Below are 21,007 nucleotides of genomic sequence, written 5' to 3' on the forward strand. Positions count from 1 at the left end.
AGCGCTTGGATGCTGGGCTGATTCCTTGGTCGGCGCAAGAAGCCGCGGCGCCCGGATATGGGCGCACGCGCATGACATACTGCTACCGCTGACGAGATTCAGGCCAGGTTTGTTCCCGGCAGGCGGGGCATGCAAACAACGGGATTGATCCGGAGTGGTTCCAGCCGGCCGATCGTCAGATGCGCGCAATCACATGCTCTTGATTGCCGATGACATTGCCGCAGATCGTCCGCAATGGAGAACCAGCCGCCCCGCAGCCACGAAGATGTGGGCAGCCGGACGAACGGCAAACATGCGACGCGCCCGTTTTGGGGACAGGAAAAGACCCTCTTCCCGTACGAGAGCAATACGCCGAATCAGAAACCTTGCGATGGCCGGCGCGCTTGTTGCTGGCACCGGCGGAAAGCGTGTGGTCAACCGCTCACCGCACGGCGATACGTCCGCTTTTGCGACGAGCTCGCCGTCATTGCCCGCATGAGCAGCCTAATCCAGGTCGGCTACCACTTCGCCCGCGCCGCCCTCGATGCGTTGCGACAGCGAGGCTTCCATGAAGTCGTCGAGGTCGCCATCGAGCACGCTAGACGGGTTGGTGCTTTCGACGCCGGTGCGCAGATCCTTCACCAACTGATAGGGCTGCAGCACGTAGGAACGGATCTGGTGGCCCCACCCGATATCGCTCTTCGACGCCTCGGTCGCGTTGGCGACCGCTTCGCGCTTCTTAAGCTCTTCCTCGTAGAGTCGCGAGCGCAGCATTTCCCAAGCCTTGGCCTTGTTCTTGTGCTGCGAGCGTTCGGCCTGGCAGGCGACCGCGATGCCGGTGGCGATATGGGTGATGCGCACGGCCGAATCGGTGGTGTTGACGTGCTGGCCGCCCGAGCCGGACGAACGATAGGTATCGATGCGCACGTCGGATTCGGAGACGTCGATCTCTATCCTGTCGTCGACGACGGGATAGACCCAGACGCTGGAGAAGGACGTATGACGGCGCGCATTGCTGTCATAGGGTGAGATGCGCACCAGGCGGTGGACGCCGGATTCGGTCTTCATCCAGCCATAGGCATTGTGACCCTTGATCAGCAAGGTGGCGGACTTGATGCCGGCCTCTTCGCCGTCATGCACTTCCAGCACCTCGACCTTGAAGCGGCGGCGCTCGGCCCAGCGCGTGTACATGCGCAACAGCATCGAGGCCCAGTCCTGGCTTTCGGTACCGCCGGCGCCGGCATGGATTTCGAGATAGGTGTCGTTGGCGTCGGCCTCGCCCGAGAGCAACGTCTCGACTTGGCGGGCCTTTGCCTCGCCCTGCATCGAGCGGATCGCGGCCTCGGCCTCGGCGATGACGCCTTCGTCGCCCTCTTCCTCGCCAAGCTCGATCAGGCCGATATTGTCTTCCAGCGCCTGGGTCAGGCCCTTGACCGCCGCGATGCCTTCCTCGAGGCCCTGGCGTTCGCGCATCAGCTTCTGCGCTTCCAGCGGTTCGTTCCAGAGGCTTGCGTCCTCGGCCCGCACGTTCAGGTATTCAAGCCGCTTTATGGCCTGATCCCAGTCAAAGATGCCTCCTCAGCAGGGTAATCGCCTGCCTGATCTCATCGACAATATTCTGCGTTTCCGCGCGCATGGCCTGATATTTTGTCCTGTTGCTGAATGACGCTTCGGTCGGCGCGATACATAGGGACGGTGCCGCCATGTGTAAAGCGAAATGGGCCAGCCTCAGGCTGGCCCATTCGGACGTTTGAATTCGTCAGTAAAGGCCGCCGCCGCCGTCCTGGATGGCCTGGTTGGCCTGCGGCGACAGTGCGCCGCCGGAAGCGTTGGAGCCATCGGCGCCCATGCCGATCACCCAGTAGCTGTCGGCGGGGCCGGTGCCCGGCTTAAAGGCCTCGATGATGGTGCCGGGATCGCCCGAGGAGGCGCGCATGCCGGTCTTGCGGTTGATGGCAATCAGATTCATGCCGTCAGGCACCTTGAAGTCGACATTGGGCGTGCCATCCAGCGCCACGCGCATGAAATCCTTGAAGATCGGGGCGGCAAGGCCGCCGCCGGTGGCGCCATGGCCAAGGCCGCGCGGCGTGTCGTAGCCCATGTAGAGACCAACCACGAGGTTCGGCGTATAGCCGATGAACCAGGCGTCCTTCTCGTCGTTGGTGGTGCCGGTCTTGCCGGCGATGTGGCGGCCAAGCTCGCCGATGGTGGCGCCGGTGCCGCGCTGGACGACACCTTCCATCATCGAGGTGATCTGGTAGGCGGTCATCGGATCGAGCACCTGCTCGGAATTGTCGACCAGTTCCGGCTCCGGCTGGTTTTTCCATTCGGGCGCGTTGCAGCCTTCGCAGCCACGCTCATCCTGCTTGAACACCGTCTTGCCGTAGCGGTCCTGGATGCGGTCGATCAGCGTCGGTTTGATCGACTTGCCGCCATTGGCCATGATCGAATAGGCCGAAACCATGCGCATGACGGTCGTCTCGCCCGAACCCAGCGCCATCGGCAGATATGGCGCCAGATGATCATAGACGCCGAAGCGCTCGGCGTATTCGACGACCAGCTTCATGCCCATGTCATTGGCAAGCCGCACCGTCATCAGGTTGCGCGACTTCTCGATGCCGGAACGCAGTGTTGCCGGGCCGGCGACCGTGCCGTCATAGTTCTTCGGCGTCCAGGTGGTGTTGCCGCTCTGGATGGTGATCGGACCATCCATGATCACCGAGGCCGGGGTATAGCCATTGTCGAGCGCGGCCGAATAGACGATCGGCTTGAACGAGGAGCCCGGCTGGCGCATCGCCTGGGTGGCGCGGTTGAATTCGGATTGCGAATAAGAGAAACCGCCGACCATGGCCAGCACGCGGCCGGTGTGCGGATCCATCGCGATCAGGCCGCCTGCCACCTCGGGAACCTGGCGCAAGCTGTAGGTATTGTCGGAACCGTCGTTCTTCTGGACGAAGATGACGTCGCCCGGCTTCAGCACGTCGGCCGGCGACCTGGCCTTGACCGTCTTGCCGTCGACCACATGGCGCATGGCAAAGCCCATGTCTTCCTTGCTGACGGTGCCTTCGACGCGTTCCTTCACGATATCGCCCGACGCCTGGCGTGCGGGCTGAAGGCCGATCGACAGCCCGGACGCCGAACTGTCGAGCACGACGGCCAGCGACCACTCGGGAACGTCTTCCAGTCCCTTGACGGCACCCAATGGCACACCCCAGTCCCCGGAGACGTCGATCGTCTTCACCGGCCCGCGATAGCCGCGCAAAGTGTCGTATTTCATCAATCCATTCTGCATCGCCTTGCGGGCAATGAGCTGGACCTTCGGGTCCAGCGTGGTGCGAATCGACAGCCCGCCCTCATAGAGGGCGTTCTCGCCGTAGCGGGCGATGATCTGCCGACGAACCTCTTCCGTGAAATACTCGCCGGCGAAAAGGTAGGAGCCGGTGCGGCGCGGAGCAACGCCAAGCGGCTCGGCCTTCGCCTTCGCGCCCTCTTCAGGGGTCACGTAACCGTTTTCGACCATCTGGCCGATCACCCAGTTTCGCCGTTCAATTGCCCGGTCAGCGTGTTTGAAGGGATTGTAGTTGGCCGGACCTTTCGGGAGCGATGCCAGATAAGCGGCCTCGGCCACGGTCAGTTCGTTCACCGATTTATCGAAGTAGGTCAGTGCGGCACCGGCAACGCCATAGGCATTGAAGCCGAAGAAGATCTCATTGAGATAGAGCTCGAGGATGCGATCCTTGGAATAGGCCTGCTCGATGCGGAACGAAAGGATGGCTTCCTTGACCTTGCGTTCCAGGGAGCGCTCGTTGGTCAGCAGGAAGTTCTTGGCAACCTGTTGGGTGATCGTCGAGCCGCCCTGCATGGGGCCACCCGAAACGTAAGTCATCACCGCTCTGCCCAACCCCGTTATGTCGACACCAGGGTGGCTGTAGAAGTTCTTGTCCTCCGCGGACAGGAAGGCAGCCTTGACGCGATCCGGGATGGCCTGGATCGGCAAATAAAGGCGCCGTTCCCGTGCATACTCCGCCATCAGCGCGCCATCCGAGGCATGGATACGGGTGGTCACCGGAGGCTCGTACTTGGCCAGCACTTCGTAATCAGGCAGATCCTTTGCCACATGGCCGATGTAAAGGGCAACGCCCGCCGCGGCCAGGAGGGCCAGCGTCGTGCCGATGCCGAAGAAATAGCCAATGAGACGAATCATACCCGCTCCAGTCCTTGGTTCGGGAATTTCCTAAACGAAGCCGCCTTCCACGCAAGCTTTCGAGCCGGTCCCAACCCGTAATCGAAAACCCATGTCGCCCCCATGTGGACAAAATACGGCAGGGCCGTGTTTCGCGGCCGCAAGCCGGAAATAAAAGCAGCGGGTGTTGTCATCCCGCAACGCCGCCTCTGGTTGCAGGCGCTGCCGGGCATTGTCAACCTCCGGTTCCAGCCCCGGCGCGGGCGGAAGCGAACAACGCGACGGCGTTGGTGATGCTTTGCGCTGCCTTGCCGCGCCACTCGGTGTCGAGCAGTTGCGCCTCGTCCTTGGCGTTGGAGAGATAGCCGAGCTCGACCAGCACGGACGGCACGTCCGGGGCCTTCAGCACCTTGAATCCGGCCGAACGCTGCGGATTGTTGATAAGGCCGACGCTGGTCGAGAGCTGACCGACCAAGGTGTGGGCAAAACTCATGGAGAAATTGTGCGTCTCGCGGCGGATCAGGTCGATCAGGATGTCGGTCACTTCCTTGTTGTCGTCCTTGATGACCATGCCGGCGAACTGATCCGACAGGTTTTCACGGTCGGCAAGCGCCTGTGCTTGAGGGTCGGAAGCCTTGTCGGAGACCGTATAGACAGTGGCGCCGCGGATGCCCTTGACGCTGATCGTGTCGGCATGGATCGAAATAAGCAGATCGGCCTCATGCTGGCGGGCAATGCGGACGCGGTCGTCCAGGCGCAGATATTCATCGGTATCACGGGTCATGAAGACATCGTATTTGCCGACGGCCGCGAGCTTGTCGCGCAGCTCGGTGGCAAAGGCGAGCGTGACGTTCTTCTCGATGGTGCCGTTCAGGCCTTCGGCGCCGCCGTCCACGCCGCCATGGCCGGGGTCGATGACGACGGTGAACCTGTGGCCGGGATTGGAGACAGGTCCCGTGCCGACCCGGCCGCCTTTATCGGTCGAAACCGTGGAACCGGTGGTCAGCGCCTGATTGGCAAGGGCGGCGTCAAACTCACGTTCGGAGGCCGCGGACATGTCGATGGCAATGCGATAGCCGGTTCCGTCCTCGTTCTTGAGCACATCGAGCTTGTCGACGGCGAACGGTCCCTTGCCGGTCAGGATCAGTCGCGAAACGCCCTCGCCGAGTTCGCCGAGCCGCACCCCCTTGACCAGGCCACGCGGCTTCAAATCCTTGGCATCGATGGCAAATCGGGTGTTCGCAAGATCGATGACAAGGCGGTTGGGTCCGCGCAGCAGGAACCATTTGATGTCAGGCTCGCGATCGAAATCCATGACGATGCGCATCTTGGTGGCATCGCCGGCCATTTTGTAGCCCTTCGCCACAAGCGGCGCGTCGGCGGCACTGGCAATCGTGGAAAAGGCGGACGAAAACACCACCAGCAACATGAGACAGAAGGCACGGAGAATCTGGCCGCCAACACGACATCCCTTGTCTGTGAAGTCCGCCAGTCCCATTTCTCTTCTAGTCGCTCCCGCTTTGGCGCCAGACGCCGGCTCGTTTCGTCAAAGTGCCGGTTAGGCCGCGAACTCGATTAACGATTGGTATCCAGAGAAGGTTAACCAAGCCTTTTCACGCAAGGATCGGAACCAGGCTTACGCTACGGAACTGCTTTTTGCCGGCATCGGAAATCGGGGTTGCCTTCCAACCCGCCAAATCATAAAAGCGATGGTGGATCACTGCAATCCTGGAACCGCCCTCCTCCGCAGCTTCCTGCTACAGGGTCAGATGAAAGGCGGCTCCTTTCGCTTCACGCGAAAAGGCTTCAGGTGGTTGCGACGAATTTCGCAGGTGTGCTCCCGTGGCGGGGGAATCGCCTGCGTGAGGAAAACGGCCGGGTTTGTTCCCGCGCCGGCTCTGTATGAGCAAACAAGCTGGTCCGGTTTCCGGGCTTTGGTTCAAAAGGTTCTGCTGGTGACGATGGCTTCAAGCGCAATCATGGAAAGGTCCGCATCAAACCGCGCCAATATGGCTGCGGGCGGCACCGCCATGACACGCAGGCAGCGTCCGGCGGACGTTCAATTATCCGGCACCCACTCTCATCCAGACACACAGCAGCGGGCTTTGCCCCGCCAGCTGCGGCTGACGGCTGCCGGGGGGAAACGAAATAATGCCCAACAAAATGCTGATAGACGCCTCCCACCCGGAGGAAACACGCGTAGTCGTCGTACGCGGTAACCGTATCGAAGAATTCGACTTTGAATCCCAGGACAAGAAGCAGCTCAAAGGAAACATTTACCTCGCCCGCGTAACGCGCGTCGAACCCTCCCTTCAGGCAGCCTTTGTCGAATATGGCGGCAACCGTCACGGTTTTCTCGCCTTCAGTGAAATACACCCCGATTACTACCAGATTCCGGTCGCCGACCGTCAGGCACTGCTGCGCGCGGAAGCGCAGGAGGCCGAGGACGAGGAGAACGAGGACGGCGAAGGCGACGATCGCCAGAGCCGGGATCGTGGACGGCGCGGTCGACGGCGCGGCGGCAAGACCCGCGACCGTGGTGAAAACAGACGCGATGCCGGCACGGCCGATTCCGGCGAGGCAAACGAAGCCGCCGGCGAAACAGACGAAAACAACGACAATGGCCCGGATGCCGTAACCGAGGACATGTCCGACGTTTCAGGGACCGCGGAATACGTGTCAGATGCCTCGGAAGACGCCGGCGCATCCGAACATGACGGTGCACCCGAACATGACGGGGGTTCTTCCGAACAGGATGAAAGCGAGGCCAGCGAGGGCGGCCCCAAGTCGATCGCCGCCTCCGTCGAAGGCGATGTGATTTCCGAGCCCGTGCCGCAGGCGGAACAGGGCAGCGAAGCCACTTCCTCCGACAATGATCGTGGGATGCTCGAGGAGGTATCCTCTTCCCATCCAGACGATCATGAGATCGAATCGGTCGGCGCCGAGGACGCGCTCGAGGAAGTGCGCAATCGCCGCAAGCCGGTGCGCCGCCAGTACAAGATCCAGGAAGTGATCAAGCGCCGGCAGATCCTGCTGGTGCAGGTCGTCAAGGAGGAGCGTGGCAACAAGGGCGCGGCGCTCACCACCTACCTGTCGCTTGCCGGCCGCTATTCGGTGTTGATGCCGAACACAGCGCGCGGCGGCGGAATTTCGCGCAAGATCACCAGCGCGGTCGACCGCAAGCGCCTCAAGGAAGTCGTTGCCGATCTCGAAGTGCCGCAAGGCATGGGCGTCATCCTGCGCACCGCCGGCGAGAGCCGCACCAAGGCCGAGATCAAGCGCGACTATGAATATCTGATGCGGCTGTGGGAGAACGTGCGCAGTCTCACGCTCCAGTCCACGGCCCCTGCCCTCGTCTATGAGGAAGGCAGCCTGATCAAGCGCTCGGTGCGCGATCTCTACAACAAGGATATCGATGAGATCCTGGTTTCCGGCGAAGAGGGCTATCGCGAAGCCAAGGACTTCATGCGCATGCTAATGCCGAGCCACGCCAAGGTGGTTCAGCCGTTCCGCGACACGACGCCTATCTTCGTGCGCAACGGTATCGAGGCGCAGCTCGACCGCATGCTGCAGCCGCAAGTGACGCTGAAGAGCGGCGGCTACATCATCATCAACCAGACCGAAGCGCTGGTCGCCATCGACGTCAATTCGGGACGCTCCACCAAGGAGCACTCGATCGAGGACACCGCGCTCCACACCAATCTGGAAGCGGCCGAGGAAGTCGCCCGCCAGCTCCGGCTGCGCGATCTTGCCGGCCTGATCGTCATCGACTTCATCGATATGGAGGAGAACCGCAACAACCGCTCCGTCGAAAAGCGGCTGAAGGATCACCTCAAGAACGACCGCGCCCGCATCCAGGTCGGCCGCATCTCGCATTTCGGCTTGATGGAGATGTCGCGTCAGCGCATCCGCGCCAGCGTGCTGGAATCGACCATGAAGCCGTGCCCGCATTGCGGCGGCACCGGCCATGTGCGCTCCGATTCGTCGGTGGCGCTGATGGTGGTACGGGCGATCGAGGAGTTCCTGCTCAAGGATTCGCGCAGCCACATCACGGTGCGCACGCCGGCCGCGACCGCGCTCTACGTGCTTAACCACAAGCGCGGCACGCTGGTGGAACTGGAAAGCCGCTTCGGCCTGACCGTCACCATCGAGGCCGACGATGCGGTCGGTGCCCAGCACTACGCGATCTTCCGCGGCGCGCTGGCCGAAAAGCCGGAAGGCTTCGTCGAGGCGCGCAGCCTGCCGGCCTATGTCGAGCCGGAAGAGCCCGAGGACGAGATTGTCGTTGTCGAGGAAGATGACGAAGCACCGGTACAGGCCGAGCAACCACGGCACGCCCAGCCGTCGCAGCATCAGCAGCCCAGATCCGGCGAGGAAGGCGAAGGCCGCGACCGCAAGCGCCGCAAGCGTCGCAGGCGGCGCGGCGGCAAGGATCGCGAACGCGAGCATGGCGCCCCGACGGACGGCGCGTCCCTCTCCACGTCGGATGACGGCTTCACCGCGTCGGAAGGCGCGGCGGACCATGACGATGCCGAGGCAGACGACGAGGCTGCGGTCGCCGCAACCGAGACCGTCGAAACGGCGGAAGCATCCGACGATGGCCAGGGCAAGAAGCGCCGGCGCGGCAAGCGCGGCGGCAAGCGCAACCGTCGCGAAGACGGCGAAGGCGAGACCGAGGCGGCAGCCGGCGAAACGACCGAGCCTGCCGAAGCTGACGCTTCCCTGAGCGAGCCCGTGTCGATCGAGCCGGTGGCTGCCGCTGCCGTCGAAGAACCGGCGGCTACCGTGAGCGACGAGGTGCCAAGCACCGAGAAGCCCAAGAAGCCACGCCGCGCAGCCAAGCCGAAGAAGGCAGCAGCCGAGGCCGTCGCCGAGGAGCCGACCGCGGAAGTGGCCGTGCAGGCACCCTCCGAAACGCCAGCCACGGCATCGGACGAGGCGGCGGTCGCCGGAGAGACACCGAAAGCCCGGCCATCACGCCGCAAGGCGGCAGCCGCCGATACGCCTGTCGTGCCGGTGGTTTCCTCGACCGTCGCCGATGAGCCGGAAGCCAAGACCGAAGAAAAGCCGAAGCGTGCCGGCTGGTGGCAGCGGAAAGGCTTTTTCTAAGCTTTTCAAATGCTTGAATTGATTTTCTAACAAAAAGAATCCCGCGCCGATCAAAACGAACGGCGCGGGATTTTTCATATCCGGCAGAGTCGTGATCCCTATGGCGCGAAGATCGACCAGTTCATCATCCTGGCGAGCTTTTCCAGCGCGAGCGAACCCAGCTTGGAATTGCCGTTGGCGTTGAGGCCGGGCGACCAGACCGCGAGCGAAGCGACACCCGGCACAATACCCAATATGCCGCCGCCGACGCCGCTCTTGCCGGGAATACCGACGCGGAAAGCGAAATCGCCGGAGCCGTCATAGTGGCCGCAGGTTAGCATCATGGCGCCGATGCGCCGCGCCCGCTCCGCCGACACCACGGAAAGACCGGTTGCCGGGTTCTTGCCGCCATTGGCGAGGAAGCGGCCGGCCATCGCCAGTTGCCGGCAGCTCATGGCGATGGCGCAATGGTGGAAATAGACACCCAGCGCCAGTTCCGGCGCATGATGGAGATTGCCGAAGGATTTCATGTAATTGGCGAGTGCGAAGTTGCGGTAGCCGGTGGCGCGTTCGGACGCCGCGACCTCGCGGTCGATGATGATTGTCTCGTCGTCGCAGAGGAACTGTATGAAGCGCAGGATCTCGCCGATCGCCTCGCGCGGCTGGTGGCCTGCAAGCAGGATGTCGGAAATGACGATGGCGCCGGCATTGATGAACGGGTTGCGCGGAATGCCGTTCTCATGCTCGAGCTGGACAATCGAGTTGAACGGGTTGCCGGAGGGCTCGCGCCCCACCCGCTTCCACAGCGCGTCGCCGACATTGCCGAGCGCCAGCGTCAGGGTGAACACCTTCGAGATGCTCTGGATCGAAAAAGCCTGGTCGGCATCGCCGGCCACCAGCGTGCGGCCGTCATTGGTGACGGTCGCGATGCCGAATTTCTTCGGATCGACCTTGCCCAGTTGGGGAATATAGGTCGCGACATCGCCGCGATCGGTGCGTTCAGCCATTTCCGCCGCGACTTCCGCCAGCGCCTGTTCGAGCTCCGCCACGGCGCTACCTCAACCAGCGTTCGATGCGCACCATCGCCTCGACCATGTCGTCGTGGCTGCCGGCATAGGAAAACCGCATCGTGCGGTGCCCCGCCCGGGTGTCGAAGTCGCGGCCGGGCGTCGCCGCCACATGCGCCTCGGCCAGCAACTTGCGGGCAAAGGCCATGCTGTCATTGCTGTGCCGGGTGACATCGCAAAAGGCATAGAAGGCGCCATCCATGGGTGCCGCCAGGGGAAAACCCAGCTCCGGGAGACGCTTCATCAAGAGCTCGCGATTCCAGGCATAGCGCCGTTTTACCGCCTCCAACTCCTCGGTTGCGGCAAAGGCCTCGATCGCCGCGATCTGAGACAGCTCCGGCGGCGAGATGTAGAGGCTCTGGCCGATGCGCTCGACGGGGCGCACGAGTTCGTCCGGCAACACCATCCAGCCGATGCGCCAGCCGGTCATGCAGTAGTATTTCGAGAAAGAGTTGATCACCGTCACGCTGTTGCCAAAGGCGAGTGCGGTGGTGTCGGGGGCGCCATAGGCCAGCCGATGATAGATCTCATCGGAAATGACGGCGATACCGAGCGACTCCGCCGTGGTGACCAGGATCGCCAGCTCGTCGGCCGGTATGACGGCGCCGGTCGGATTGGCGGGACTTGCGAACAGCACACCCTTCAGCGGCTTCTCGCGATGCGCGGCCTCAAGATGGCCGGCATGCAGATAAGCCGCGTCACCGAGCTCGATTTCGACCACGTCGATGCCGAGGGCTGCCATGATGTTGCGATAGGCGGGGTAGCCGGGAGCGGCGATGGCGACCCGATCGCCTGGATCGAACATCGCCAGGAAGGCAAGATTGAAGGCCGCCGACGATCCGGTGGTCACCGCTATCCGGCCGGGGTCGACATCGAGGCCATAGTGATCCGCGTAGTGCCCGGCGATCGCCTTGCGCAGCGAGGCCAAACCCAAGGTGTCGGTATAGCCTATGCGTCCCTCCTCCAGCGCCTTGGCCGCGGCGGCGCGAACCCGTACAGGCGCTGGATCGGATGGCTGGCCGACCGCCATGGAAATCACCGGTATGCCCAGGGCCTTCAGCCGGTTCGCTTCGGCCAGTACATCCATGGCATGGAACGGCTCGACATTGCCGCGATGGGAGAGCGAAACGACCATTTTTACCCCTGTCCCGAGGATTGAGCGCGCCAGGTCCTGACGCATGCGCCGCACAAATGCCCGATTGATGTGAGGATCACAAGTTGAGGAAGTTTTTCAGGCGCCGACTTTTCATCTTTGGCCCGCTCGTCTACCAGTGGACACATTATGTTGAGCCGACCCAGATCGACAATTGCAAAGGCGGCGCGTGTCCTCGCCACGGCTTCGCTTGCCGCCGCAGTTGCGGTGGCCGGTTCGGTGACCGCCTTCGCCCAGGGCGTGCCAGTCGTACGCGACGCCGAGATCGAAGCTCTGGTGCGCGATTATGCACGGCCGATCTTCAAGGCGGCCGGGCTCGCGAATGACGGCATCGACATCGTGCTGGTCAACGATTCCAGCTTCAACGCCTTCGTCACCGGGCGCCGGCTGTTCATCAACACCGGCGCGCTGATGACGGCTGAGACGCCGAACGAAATCATCGGCGTCATCGCGCACGAAGCAGGCCATATCGCCGGCGGCCACCAGCAGAAACTGCGCGAACAGCTCGAACGCGCCAAGACCATGGCCATCATCGCCACCTTGCTCGGTGCCGGCGCCATGGTTGCCGGTGCGACCACCAACAGCCGCGGCCTTGCCGGCGCCGGCATGGGCGTGGCGGCTGGCGGCGGCGAGATGGCGCAGCGCAGCATCCTCGCCTATCAGCGCACCGAGGAAATCACGGCCGACCGCTCGGCCATCACCTATCTCAATGCCACCGGCCAGTCCGGCATGGGCATGCTGAAGACCTTCCACCGCTTCCAGACAGCACTGTCGCTGTCGGGCGCGCAGGTCGATCCCTACCGGATCAGCCATCCCATGCCGCAGGACCGCATCGCCAACCTCGAAGTGCTGGTCAAGCAGAGCCCCAATGTCGACAAGCTCGACCCGCCGACGCTGCAGCAGCGCCACGACATGATGCGGGTGAAGATTGCCGTCTACATGGAAGGCCAGGCCGCCGCGGCGCGGCTGATGCAAAAGATGCGCGGCAGCATGGCGGCGCTCTATGGCGATGCCCAGTCGACCTATCTCTACGGCAATCTCGCCGCGGCGCTCGCCAAGACCAACGCCCTGATCAAGGCGCAGCCCAAGAATGCTTACTTCCAGGAGCTGCGCGGCGATATATTGATGAAGGCGAACAAGCCCAAGGATGCGGTCGACGCCTACGCCAAGGCGGTCAACCTCGATCCGGCACGGTCCGGCCTGCTGCCTGTCTCGCTTGGCCAGGCGCTGATGGCGGTCGGCACGCCCGACTCGCTCAAGAAAGCTGTCGTGCAGATCAACAATGGCCTGGGGCGCGACAAGGAAAATTCCACCGGCTATCGTTATCTGGCACAGGCTTACGGCGAGCTGGGAGACATACCGGGCGCCGAGCTTGCCACCGCCGAAGGCCATTTCTATTCCGGCGACTACAAGGATGCGAAGATCTTCGCCATGCGGGCGCAACAGCAGATGAAGCGCGGCGAGCCACGCTGGATACGCGCCCAGGACATCATAAACTACAAATCATCAGGCAAGAGCCAGTAATCTCATGAACCCTCCGGCCGCGTGCTGCGACAGACCGGAAAACAGGCAGAAGGAACGAGAACGATGAAAAAGGCACTGCTGCTGGGCACCACGGGGGTTGCGGTCGCCCTTGCCATGCTGGCTTTCGGTTTCGTGGCCGGCAGTCCGCAAATTGCGAAGGCCGGAACGGCACAGCCTGTCCAGACGGCCCAGCCTGTCCAGACGGCACAGCCTGTCCAGACGGCCGGGGCCGATACCAAAATCGACCGCACCGAGGTCGAGGGAATCATCCGCGACTATCTCCTGAAGAATCCGGAAGTGCTGCTCGAAGTGCAGGACGCACTCGAGGCCAAGCAGAAGGAGGAACAGCGGCTCGCGGCGCTCGGCGTCATCAAGAACGCCAAGGACCAGATCTTCAATTCCACCTTCGACGGCGTCGTCGGCAACCCGAATGGCAAGGCCACGATCGTGGAGTTCTACGACTACAATTGCGGCTTCTGCAAACGCGCCATAGAGGACATGCGGGCCCTGACCAAGTCCGACCCGGATCTGCGTTTCGTGCTCAAGGAATTCCCGATCCTCGGCCCGGATTCGCAGAAGGCCAGCGTCGTTTCGATGGCGTTCCACCTGATGATGCCGGAGAAGTACGGCGAGTTCCACAATGCGCTGCTCGGCGGCCAGGGGCGCGCCACCGAGGCAACAGCGATCAAGATCGCGCTTTCACTCGGCGCCGACGAGGCGACGCTGCGCGAGAAGATGAAGGATGCGTCGATCCCCGAGGCCTTCTCCAAGACCTACGATCTTGCCAACAAGCTGCAGATCACCGGAACCCCTTCCTACGTCGTCGGCAACGAGGTCGTGTTCGGGGCGCTCGGGCAGGAAGTGCTCGCCGAAAAGATCAAGGCGGCGAAAGCCGCGCTTTGACCGGCGAGCGGTTTTCTTCCGGGCGCATTTCGGCCTGTTGTGGACAGTGAAAGAACGCACTTGCGCTCTTTCCGCGGGCGACTATGCCCGGTATAGAGGCCCAGCGCGCCGGCTTGACGCCGGCGCCGGAAAAGGTCGGCTTTTTTGAAAACGGTTTTCGTCCTGAACGGTCCCAATCTCAACGCGCTCGGCAAGCGCGAGCCGGGCATCTATGGCGGCAAGACGCTCGCGGCCATCGCGGACGACTGCAAGCAGGCAGGCAAATCGCTTGGGATCGAGATCGATTTCCGCCAGTCGAACCATGAAGGGGAGCTTGTCGACTGGATCCAGGAAGCCGGCGACAAGGCCGCCGGCATCGTCATCAACCCAGGCGCCTACAGCCATACCTCGATTGCCATCCACGACGCCATCCGCTCGATCGCGCCACTGCCGGTCGCTGAAGTTCACCTTTCCAACATTCACGCGCGGGAACCGTTCCGCCACGTCTCCATGGTCGCGCCGGTCGCTGTCGGCATGATCTGTGGCTTTGGGCCGCTCGGCTACACACTGGCGCTGCAAGCGCTGGCCGCACGCCTATGACCGGCCAACAAACAGAAGGCTCGAAAATGTCGATAAAGAAGACCGGTGTTGACCAGCAACTGATCCGCGATCTGGCGGGCATACTGAACGACACCAACCTGACCGAGATCGAGGTTGAACTCGGCGACTTGAAGGTTCGGGTGTCACGGCAGGCCCCCACCGTCCATGCGATCGCCGCACCGCAACCGGCCTATGCGCCGGCAGCGGCCGCCCAATCTGCAGCGGCGGCTGCCCCGGCGGCTGTCGACGTGTCGAAGAACGCCGTCCCTTCGCCCATGGTCGGCACCGCCTACCTGGCGCCGTCTCCTGACGCAAAGCCGTTCATCGAGATCGGCCAGAAGGTCAAGGAAGGCCAGACGCTGCTGATCATCGAGGCGATGAAGACGATGAACCAGATCCCCTCGCCGCGCGCCGGCACCGTGACGGCGATCCTGTTCGAGGACGCGGCGCCGGTCGAATACGGCATGCCGCTCGTCGTGATCGAATAGAGCGGACCTGATGTTCCAGAAGATCCTCATCGCCAATCGCGGCGAAATCGCGCTCCGGGTGCTGCGCGCCTGCAAGGAACTCGGCATACAGACCGTGGTGGTGCATTCGACCGCCGACGCTGACGCCATGCATGTCAGGCTCGCCGACGAAAGCGTGTGCATCGGTCCGCCGCCGTCGCGTGACAGCTATCTCAACATCCACCAGATCGTCGCGGCGTGCGAGATCACCGGCGCCGACGCCGTGCATCCGGGCTACGGCTTCCTGTCGGAGAACGCCAAGTTCGCCGACATCCTGGCGGCGCACAACATCACCTTCATCGGCCCGTCCGGCGACCATATCCGCATCATGGGCGACAAGATCGAGGCCAAACGCACGGCAAAGCGCCTCGGCATTCCGGTGGTGCCCGGCTCCGATGGCGCGGTGACCGAAGAAAAGGAAGCCAGGCGCATCGCCGCCGAGATCGGCTATCCCGTCATCATCAAGGCGTCGGCCGGCGGCGGCGGACGCGGCATGAAGGTGGCGCATACCGAGGCAGACCTCGAAATCGCCCTGCAGACGGCGCGCTCGGAAGCCGGGGCGGCCTTCGGCGACGACGCGGTCTACATCGAGAAATATCTGGAGAAACCGCGCCACATCGAGGTGCAGGTGTTCGGCGACGGCTTCGGCGGCGGCGTGCATTTCGGCGAGCGCGACTGTTCTTTGCAACGGCGCCACCAGAAAGTCTGGGAAGAGGCCAATTCGCCGGCGCTCAACGCCGAGGAACGGTCGCGCATCGGCGGCATCTGCGCCAAGGCGATTGCCGATCTCGGCTATTCGGGCGCCGGCACCATCGAGTTCCTGTACGAGAATGGCGAGTTCTATTTCATCGAGATGAATACGCGCCTCCAGGTCGAGCATCCGGTGACGGAAGCGATCACCGGCATCGATCTGGTACACGAACAGATCCGCGTCGCTTCCGGCGGCGGCCTTTCGGTCAAGCAGGAAGACATCAAGTTCAACGGCCACGCCATCGAATGCCGTATCAACGCCGAGGATCCGCGCACCTTCACCCCCTCGCCCGGCACGATCACCCATTTCCACACGCCCGGCGGCCTCGGCATCCGCGTCGATTCCGGTGTCTATTCCGGCTACAAGATCCCGCCCTACTATGACAGCCTGATCGGCAAGCTGATCGTGCATGGACGCAACCGCGTCGAATGCATGATGCGGCTGCGGCGGGCGCTCGATGAATTCGTCGTCGACGGGATCAAAACGACATTGCCGCTGTTTCGCGATCTCGTCGGTAATGCCGACATTGCCAATGGCGACTACGACATCCATTGGCTGGAAAAATATCTGGCCAAGGGCGAATAGCCCCAACTTGGCGCTATGATGACGCGATGACCCGACCCTACGCGCCAGGCTATCGCATTCCCACCGACCTTCTGCTCAAGGCATACGCCTCGGGCGTCTTTCCGATGGCCGAGAGTGCTGGTGATCCGGAGGTCTTCTGGGTGCGGCCGGAGACGCGCGGCATCATCCCGCTCGCAGATTTTCACACACCCAGAAGCCTGAAGAAGGCGATCCGCAAGCACGCATTCGAAATTCGTTTCGACTTCGATTTCGAGGCGACGATCGACGGTTGTGCCGAGAAGCGCGAAGAGCGCCGCTCGACCTGGATCAATGCGCCGATCCGCGAGGCCTACGTGCAGCTGCACCGTATGGGGCACTGCCATTCGGTCGAGGCCTGGCGCGAGGGGCGTCTGGTCGGCGGGCTCTATGGAGTCTCGCTGGGGCGGGTGTTTTTCGGCGAAAGCATGTTTTCCAAGGAGACGGACGCGTCGAAGACCTGCCTGGTGCATCTCGTCGAGCGCCTGAAGGCTCGGGGCTTCGCGCTGCTCGATACGCAGTTCACCACCGAACACCTCAAGCGCTTCGGCGCCGTCGACGTGCCGCGCGGCAAATACGAAAAGATGCTGGCCGACGCCCTGAAAGGTGAAGCGGTCTTTTTTCCGTAGTGATCACGGCCTACTTGGCGAAGCCGCGAGCGGCGTCTGCGCATGGAACATCATCTTCCAGCCGTTGGCGCGATGGACGTAGCCGGTGCTGACCAGCGCTGCATAGGGCTCGCCATTTTCCCTCGTCGCGTGCGCTTCGTAAGTCAGCATGACGATATCGCTACCGGGTTCGATTATTCCCTTGAGCTCGATGTCGAGGTCGCGCCAGCGGTTGGGTTTGGTTGCGGTTTTGGCCAGATCGGCATTGTCCATCGCCTGTGCCATCTGCGGAAACGCTACCAGGCATTCGGTATCAACATTGGCAGCATAGTAGGCAGCGTCACCTGTCCAGAACCCTTTTTCGAGTTCCAGCAACTCGGCCTTGTTGGCCATGATCCGCTTGCTGTCCGACATTGGCGTGTCCTCCACGCGCGTGGTGATTGTCCAACGCGCGCCAGCCATGGCGGTTCCAAGAGATCAGTTGGTGTCCGTCGTATCCGGTTCCGCGGCGTCGTCGGGCTGTGCCGCGTCCGGACTGACCGTGGGCTTTGGCTTGGCCGAGGCAGACTGGGTTGCGGCTGGCTTCGAAGCGTCGGTTTTCGCCCCGTCGGCCTTGGTCGCACCACTCTTGCCAGCATCGGGCGCCGGCACATCCGACTTCTGCTTGCACGCCTTCAACCAGACGTCATAGACGGCATGTTCGACGGCATTGAGACCCGGGCTTTCGGCGAACATCCAGCCAGTGAAGATGCGGCGGATCTTGCGGTCGAGCGTGATCTCGTCCACCTCGACGAAGGAGTCGGTCTTCGGCTCTTCGTTCTCCGGCCGGGAATAGCAGACCCGTGGCGTAACCTGCAGGGCGCCGAACTGCACAGTTTCGTCGATATAGACATCGAAAGTAATGATGCGGCCGGTGATCTTGTCGATGCCAGCGAACTCGGCGACCGGGTTGGTGATGCGATCCGATCCCGCGGGCGCCGTCGGCGCCGGAGCGGCGGGTGCAGGTGCGGGTGAAGCCGAAAAGGCGACGGTGCTGACGGCGAGGCTGGCGGCTAGCGCCAGACCGCCTGTCGATATCAGGTTGAAAAAGCTCATGCAGGGGTACCGGTGGTTCGCGCCCAGGTGATTCCGTCGATCGCCAAGGCTAGTCGCCGTTTTCTGATCAGCAAGCAGCTAAACACCAATTGTGGCGATAAAGGACCGGCCTGCACCTTACCGTTACAACCCGCGCCGTTACGACCCCGGCGTCCATGCGTCGTAATCGCCGGTGACCTGCGGGCGATGTTGATTGGTCAGCAGCGAGCCCTTCGGACGATAGGCCGCTGGCGTGCCGGTCAGATTGGGTAGATGCGGCTTTTGCCAGTCGCGCGGCCGGTAGTCATCGCTGGGGGGAGCGACATCGACCCGATGGTGAATCCAGCCGTGCCAGCCAGGCGGGATGGCCGAGGCTTCCGAATAGTTGCGGTAGATGACCCAGCGACGTGTGCGGCCTTCCGAATCGATGCCGCCTTCGTAATAGACATTGCCGGCCTCGTCCTGGCCGACTTCCTTGCCGTACCGCCAGGTGTGCAGGCGCGTTCCCAGCGTCTGGCTGTTCCACCAGGTGAAAAACTGCGTCAGGAAAGTCTTCATTTCAGAACCCTCGCGCTGGCGGCGCCCGTTTCCTGCTTATGGCGTCAGGCCTTCGGGAAGGCAAGGGTTTTGCCACGGGGAGCGCGCAAATGGCGCGCCAGGGCCCGACACAAGCCTGTGATCCCAAGGGATGGCCGGATGCGCGCTTGCCAAGCCTTGCCGCTCTTTCTAAAGCTCTGCGCGCCCATGCGGAAATCCTATCCGGCCGGGGGCAGAAGGAGGCGACGATTGGCCACGCAATTGCCGACCACCGATATCCGCATCGGCGCCGACCTGATTCGCCGCCGCAAGGGCGGCACACCGATCGTCTGCCTCACCGCCTACACCTACCCGATCGCCCGCCTGCTCGATCCCTATGTCGACCTGCTCCTGGTCGGCGACAGCGTCGCCATGGTCCTGCATGGCCATGAGACGACGCTGGGCGCCTCGCTGGAGATGATGATCGCGCACGGCCAAGCCGTGATGCGGGGCTCGGCCAAGGCCTGCGTCGTCGTCGACATGCCGGCCGGCACCTATGAGGATTCAGCCGCGCAGGCCGTGGCCTCGGCGCGGCGCATCGTCGGCGAGAGCGGCTGCCAGGCGGTGAAACTCGAGGGAGGCGTCGACATGGCCGCTCAGATCGCGGCGATCGTGGCCGCCGATATCCCAGTCATGGGCCATATCGGCCTCCAGCCGCAATCGGTGGAAAAGGATGGCGGCTACAAGATCAAGGGTCGCACGGACGAGAATGTGGCCGCCCTGATCGCCGACGCGAGCGCGGTCGAGAAGGCCGGTGCGTTTTCCCTGGTCATCGAAGGAACGATAGAGACGGTCGCCGCGGACATCACCCGCCGCATCGCCATTCCAACGATTGGCATCGGCGCCAGCGGCGAGTGCGACGGCCAGATCCTGGTCATCGACGACATGGTCGGGCTGACGGTCGATCGCGTGCCTAAATTCGTCAAGCAATACGCCGACCTGCGCAGTGTGATCCAGCATGCCGCCGAGCGCTACGCATCGGAGGTGCGGGACCGCGATTTCCCCGGCCCCACCCACGTCTTCTCGAGAACAAATGGCGGGGATGAATCATGAGCCGGCCCGACGTCGTCGACAGCGTTGCCGCACTTCGCGCGCGAATTAGCGACTGGCGGCGCGATGGGCTGCGCATCGCCTTGGTGCCGACCATGGGCGCATTGCATGACGGGCATCTTTCGCTGATCAAGATCGCGCTCGAAAGAGCGGATCGCTGCGTGGTGTCGATCTTCGTCAATCCGACGCAGTTCGCGCCGAGCGAGGATCTCGACAAGTACCCGCGCCAGTTGGCGCGCGACCTCGACATGCTGGCGACGGCCAAGGCAGATCTTGCCTTCACGCCTGATGTCAGCGAGATGTATCCCGCCGGTTTTGCCACGAGAATCTCGGTCGGCGGCCCGTCGGCCGGGCTCGAAACGGACTTTCGCCCCACCTTTTTCGACGGCGTCGCCACCGTGGTGGCCAAGCTTCTCCTGCAGGCTGCACCCGACGTCGCCATCTTTGGCGAAAAGGATTATCAGCAGCTTTGCGTCGTCAGGCAGCTTTGCCGCGACCTCGACCTGCCTGTCGAAGTCATCGGCGCACCGACCATACGCGATGCGCATGGCCTCGCCATGTCGTCGCGCAACGCCTATCTCGATGAAGCCGAACTCCGGATCGCGCGGCAGCTCAACCTTATCCTGCGCAAGGCGGCGGCGGCGCTGGCGGCGGGCGCAGGTCAAGAGGAAACGATCGCAGACGCAAGCCGCGCCCTGATCGCGGCCGGCTTCCAGAAGGTCGATTACGTCAAGGCCCGCGAAAGCCTGACACTTACGCCATGGCGGCACAACCGAGCGGGCCGCGTTCTCGCCGCCGCCTGGCTGGGAAAAACCAGGCTGATCGACAATGTGGAAGTTCCCATCGCCTGATCGGCGCGCGCTGAAAGCTCCGGCCTGAGCCGCTGCCTGGCAGGATCCGGCTACTTTGCCTTCTTGTATTTTTCGAGAAGTTTATCGAGGTCGTTGACGTCCAGAGGCGGATGTCCCGCCGCCGGGTCGTCTGCGGGGTTGAATGTGACGACGATGTCGCGCCACAAATCATAGTGGGCGGCGTAGGATGCCAGCCCAGGGAACGGCGCGCAGCGCGCGATTACCCGAATGGCGGCTTCGGCAACCTTATCCCGTGGTGGTGTCACAGGACCGACGATTTTTGGCGGGCCGGCGAGCGATCCGTCCTTGTTCAGGCTGATCTGAACGCGTGCAATGCTTGTGGTATTTGCAGGCATGTTCCAACAGGCTTGGATAGCCTTCATGAGATAGTCGCCGATATCGCGCTGGACCGCTGGTTCCGCCCCGCTCGAGCCACTGCTCGACACAAGTGACGCGGCAAGAATGCCGGCGAACATGAGGTTATTGCACAAATGATCGGCCGTGCCCTGGCGGGA

The 21,007-nt window shown here is 62.9% G+C and carries 18 protein-coding genes; 9 read left to right on the top strand and 9 right to left on the bottom strand.

Features of this window, described 5'->3' with window-relative positions:
* Positions 1-483 precede the first annotated feature (483 nt).
* From prfB to O7B34_RS24150, 3 genes are all read right to left on the bottom strand, one after another.
* Positions 484-1,615, bottom strand: a protein-coding gene (prfB, locus tag O7B34_RS24140) for a peptide chain release factor 2 (RefSeq protein ID WP_140508819.1) whose coding sequence is annotated in 2 segments (ribosomal slippage) — positions 484-1,548 and positions 1,550-1,615 — 1,131 coding nt in all. Because the reading frame shifts where the segments join, the coding sequence is not laid out codon by codon here.
* Positions 1,616-1,738: 123 nt separating this feature from the next.
* Positions 1,739-4,183 (bottom strand): penicillin-binding protein 1A, encoded by a 2,445-nt coding sequence (locus O7B34_RS24145; protein ID WP_140711480.1) that lies wholly within the window; start codon positions 4,181-4,183, stop codon positions 1,739-1,741.
* Between the two features lie 214 nt (positions 4,184-4,397).
* Positions 4,398-5,660, bottom strand: coding sequence for an N-acetylmuramoyl-L-alanine amidase (locus O7B34_RS24150; protein ID WP_337148404.1), 1,263 nt, complete (start codon positions 5,658-5,660; stop codon positions 4,398-4,400).
* Positions 5,661-6,313: 653 nt separating this feature from the next.
* Between O7B34_RS24150 and O7B34_RS24155 the strand changes: the two genes are divergently transcribed.
* The gene (locus O7B34_RS24155; RefSeq protein WP_337148405.1) at positions 6,314-9,271 is read left to right on the top strand and encodes an Rne/Rng family ribonuclease; all 2,958 of its coding nucleotides are present in this window, start codon (positions 6,314-6,316) and stop codon (positions 9,269-9,271) included.
* 98 nt (positions 9,272-9,369) lie between these two features.
* On the opposite strand, the gene O7B34_RS24160 is transcribed toward O7B34_RS24155, so the two are convergent.
* Together O7B34_RS24160 and O7B34_RS24165 are read right to left on the bottom strand one after the other, a co-directional pair.
* Entirely contained in the window at positions 9,370-10,299 is a 930-nt protein-coding gene (locus tag O7B34_RS24160; RefSeq protein ID WP_337148406.1) for a glutaminase, read from the bottom strand.
* Between the two features lie 4 nt (positions 10,300-10,303).
* Complete coding sequence (locus tag O7B34_RS24165; RefSeq protein WP_337148407.1) at positions 10,304-11,452, bottom strand: pyridoxal phosphate-dependent aminotransferase; 1,149 nt, start codon at positions 11,450-11,452, stop codon at positions 10,304-10,306.
* Between the two features lie 147 nt (positions 11,453-11,599).
* Here O7B34_RS24165 and O7B34_RS24170 point away from each other — a divergent pair, with 147 nt between their 5' ends.
* The 6 genes from O7B34_RS24170 to aat all read left to right on the top strand — a co-directional run bounded on the left by O7B34_RS24170 (position 11,600) and on the right by aat (position 16,962).
* Positions 11,600-12,994: a M48 family metalloprotease gene (locus O7B34_RS24170; protein WP_337148408.1), complete on the top strand. Its 1,395-nt coding sequence runs from the start codon at positions 11,600-11,602 to the stop codon at positions 12,992-12,994.
* Between the two features lie 63 nt (positions 12,995-13,057).
* The gene (locus O7B34_RS24175) at positions 13,058-13,897 is read left to right on the top strand and encodes a DsbA family protein (protein ID WP_027146848.1); all 840 of its coding nucleotides are present in this window, start codon (positions 13,058-13,060) and stop codon (positions 13,895-13,897) included.
* Between the two features lie 144 nt (positions 13,898-14,041).
* Positions 14,042-14,476 carry a type II 3-dehydroquinate dehydratase gene (gene aroQ, locus O7B34_RS24180; RefSeq protein ID WP_140508807.1) on the top strand — a complete coding sequence of 145 codons (435 nt, stop codon included), beginning with the start codon at positions 14,042-14,044 and terminating at the stop codon, positions 14,474-14,476.
* Between the two features lie 26 nt (positions 14,477-14,502).
* Entirely contained in the window at positions 14,503-14,964 is a 462-nt protein-coding gene (accB, locus tag O7B34_RS24185; RefSeq protein WP_337148409.1) for an acetyl-CoA carboxylase biotin carboxyl carrier protein, read from the top strand.
* Between the two features lie 10 nt (positions 14,965-14,974).
* Positions 14,975-16,318, top strand: a complete 1,344-nt coding sequence (gene accC, locus O7B34_RS24190; RefSeq protein WP_015318039.1) for an acetyl-CoA carboxylase biotin carboxylase subunit — start codon at positions 14,975-14,977, stop codon at positions 16,316-16,318.
* Between the two features lie 26 nt (positions 16,319-16,344).
* Positions 16,345-16,962: a leucyl/phenylalanyl-tRNA--protein transferase gene (gene aat / locus O7B34_RS24195; RefSeq protein WP_337148410.1), complete on the top strand. Its 618-nt coding sequence runs from the start codon at positions 16,345-16,347 to the stop codon at positions 16,960-16,962.
* A 3-nt stretch (positions 16,963-16,965) separates the two neighbouring features.
* Here the strand turns inward: aat and O7B34_RS24200 are convergent, their stop codons facing one another.
* The 3 genes from O7B34_RS24200 to O7B34_RS24210 form a co-directional block, all read right to left on the bottom strand.
* Positions 16,966-17,355 (bottom strand): hypothetical protein, encoded by a 390-nt coding sequence (locus O7B34_RS24200; protein WP_337148435.1) that lies wholly within the window; start codon positions 17,353-17,355, stop codon positions 16,966-16,968.
* A gap of 63 nt (positions 17,356-17,418) precedes the next feature.
* Positions 17,419-18,036, bottom strand: a complete 618-nt coding sequence (locus tag O7B34_RS24205; RefSeq protein WP_140508802.1) for a DUF2155 domain-containing protein — start codon at positions 18,034-18,036, stop codon at positions 17,419-17,421.
* Positions 18,037-18,174: 138 nt separating this feature from the next.
* Positions 18,175-18,573, bottom strand: a complete 399-nt coding sequence (locus O7B34_RS24210; protein WP_027146842.1) for an NADH:ubiquinone oxidoreductase subunit NDUFA12 — start codon at positions 18,571-18,573, stop codon at positions 18,175-18,177.
* A 228-nt stretch (positions 18,574-18,801) separates the two neighbouring features.
* On the opposite strand from O7B34_RS24210, the gene panB reads away from it, so the two are divergent.
* Both panB and panC read left to right on the top strand, forming a co-directional pair.
* Positions 18,802-19,644 carry a 3-methyl-2-oxobutanoate hydroxymethyltransferase gene (gene panB / locus O7B34_RS24215; protein ID WP_337148411.1) on the top strand — a complete coding sequence of 281 codons (843 nt, stop codon included), beginning with the start codon at positions 18,802-18,804 and terminating at the stop codon, positions 19,642-19,644.
* Positions 19,641-20,492, top strand: a complete 852-nt coding sequence (gene panC, locus O7B34_RS24220) for a pantoate--beta-alanine ligase (RefSeq protein ID WP_337148412.1) — start codon at positions 19,641-19,643, stop codon at positions 20,490-20,492. The genes panB and panC overlap by 4 nt, the downstream gene beginning before the upstream one ends.
* A 50-nt stretch (positions 20,493-20,542) precedes the next feature.
* Here panC and O7B34_RS24225 read toward each other — a convergent pair whose 3' ends face one another.
* Entirely contained in the window at positions 20,543-20,968 is a 426-nt protein-coding gene (locus tag O7B34_RS24225; protein ID WP_337148414.1) for a cell envelope integrity protein TolA, read from the bottom strand.
* Between the last annotated feature and the right edge of the window lie 39 nt (positions 20,969-21,007).

It is taken from the genome of Mesorhizobium sp. Cs1299R1N3, from assembly GCF_037179625.1.
GTDB classification, from domain to species: Bacteria; Pseudomonadota; Alphaproteobacteria; order Rhizobiales; family Rhizobiaceae; genus Mesorhizobium; species Mesorhizobium salmacidum.

Excerpts from the sequence above, each read along its gene's own strand:
- O7B34_RS24225 (WP_337148414.1), bottom strand. The coding sequence starts at position 20,968 with ATGTTCGCCGGCATTCTTGCCGCGTCACTTGTGTCGAGCAGTGGCTCG.
- O7B34_RS24145 (WP_140711480.1), bottom strand. The coding sequence starts at position 4,183 with ATGATTCGTCTCATTGGCTATTTCTTCGGCATCGGCACGACGCTGGCC.
- O7B34_RS24205 (WP_140508802.1), bottom strand. The coding sequence starts at position 18,036 with ATGAGCTTTTTCAACCTGATATCGACAGGCGGTCTGGCGCTAGCCGCC.
- O7B34_RS24165 (WP_337148407.1), bottom strand. The coding sequence starts at position 11,452 with ATGGTCGTTTCGCTCTCCCATCGCGGCAATGTCGAGCCGTTCCATGCC.
- O7B34_RS24175 (WP_027146848.1), top strand. The coding sequence starts at position 13,058 with ATGAAAAAGGCACTGCTGCTGGGCACCACGGGGGTTGCGGTCGCCCTT.
- panC (WP_337148412.1), top strand. The coding sequence starts at position 19,641 with ATGAGCCGGCCCGACGTCGTCGACAGCGTTGCCGCACTTCGCGCGCGA.
- aat (WP_337148410.1), top strand. The coding sequence starts at position 16,345 with ATGACCCGACCCTACGCGCCAGGCTATCGCATTCCCACCGACCTTCTG.
- O7B34_RS24170 (WP_337148408.1), top strand. The coding sequence starts at position 11,600 with ATGTTGAGCCGACCCAGATCGACAATTGCAAAGGCGGCGCGTGTCCTC.
- accB (WP_337148409.1), top strand. The coding sequence starts at position 14,503 with ATGTCGATAAAGAAGACCGGTGTTGACCAGCAACTGATCCGCGATCTG.
- O7B34_RS24155 (WP_337148405.1), top strand. The coding sequence starts at position 6,314 with ATGCCCAACAAAATGCTGATAGACGCCTCCCACCCGGAGGAAACACGC.
- O7B34_RS24200 (WP_337148435.1), bottom strand. The coding sequence starts at position 17,355 with ATGTCGGACAGCAAGCGGATCATGGCCAACAAGGCCGAGTTGCTGGAA.
- O7B34_RS24150 (WP_337148404.1), bottom strand. The coding sequence starts at position 5,660 with ATGGGACTGGCGGACTTCACAGACAAGGGATGTCGTGTTGGCGGCCAG.
- O7B34_RS24210 (WP_027146842.1), bottom strand. The coding sequence starts at position 18,573 with ATGAAGACTTTCCTGACGCAGTTTTTCACCTGGTGGAACAGCCAGACG.
- accC (WP_015318039.1), top strand. The coding sequence starts at position 14,975 with ATGTTCCAGAAGATCCTCATCGCCAATCGCGGCGAAATCGCGCTCCGG.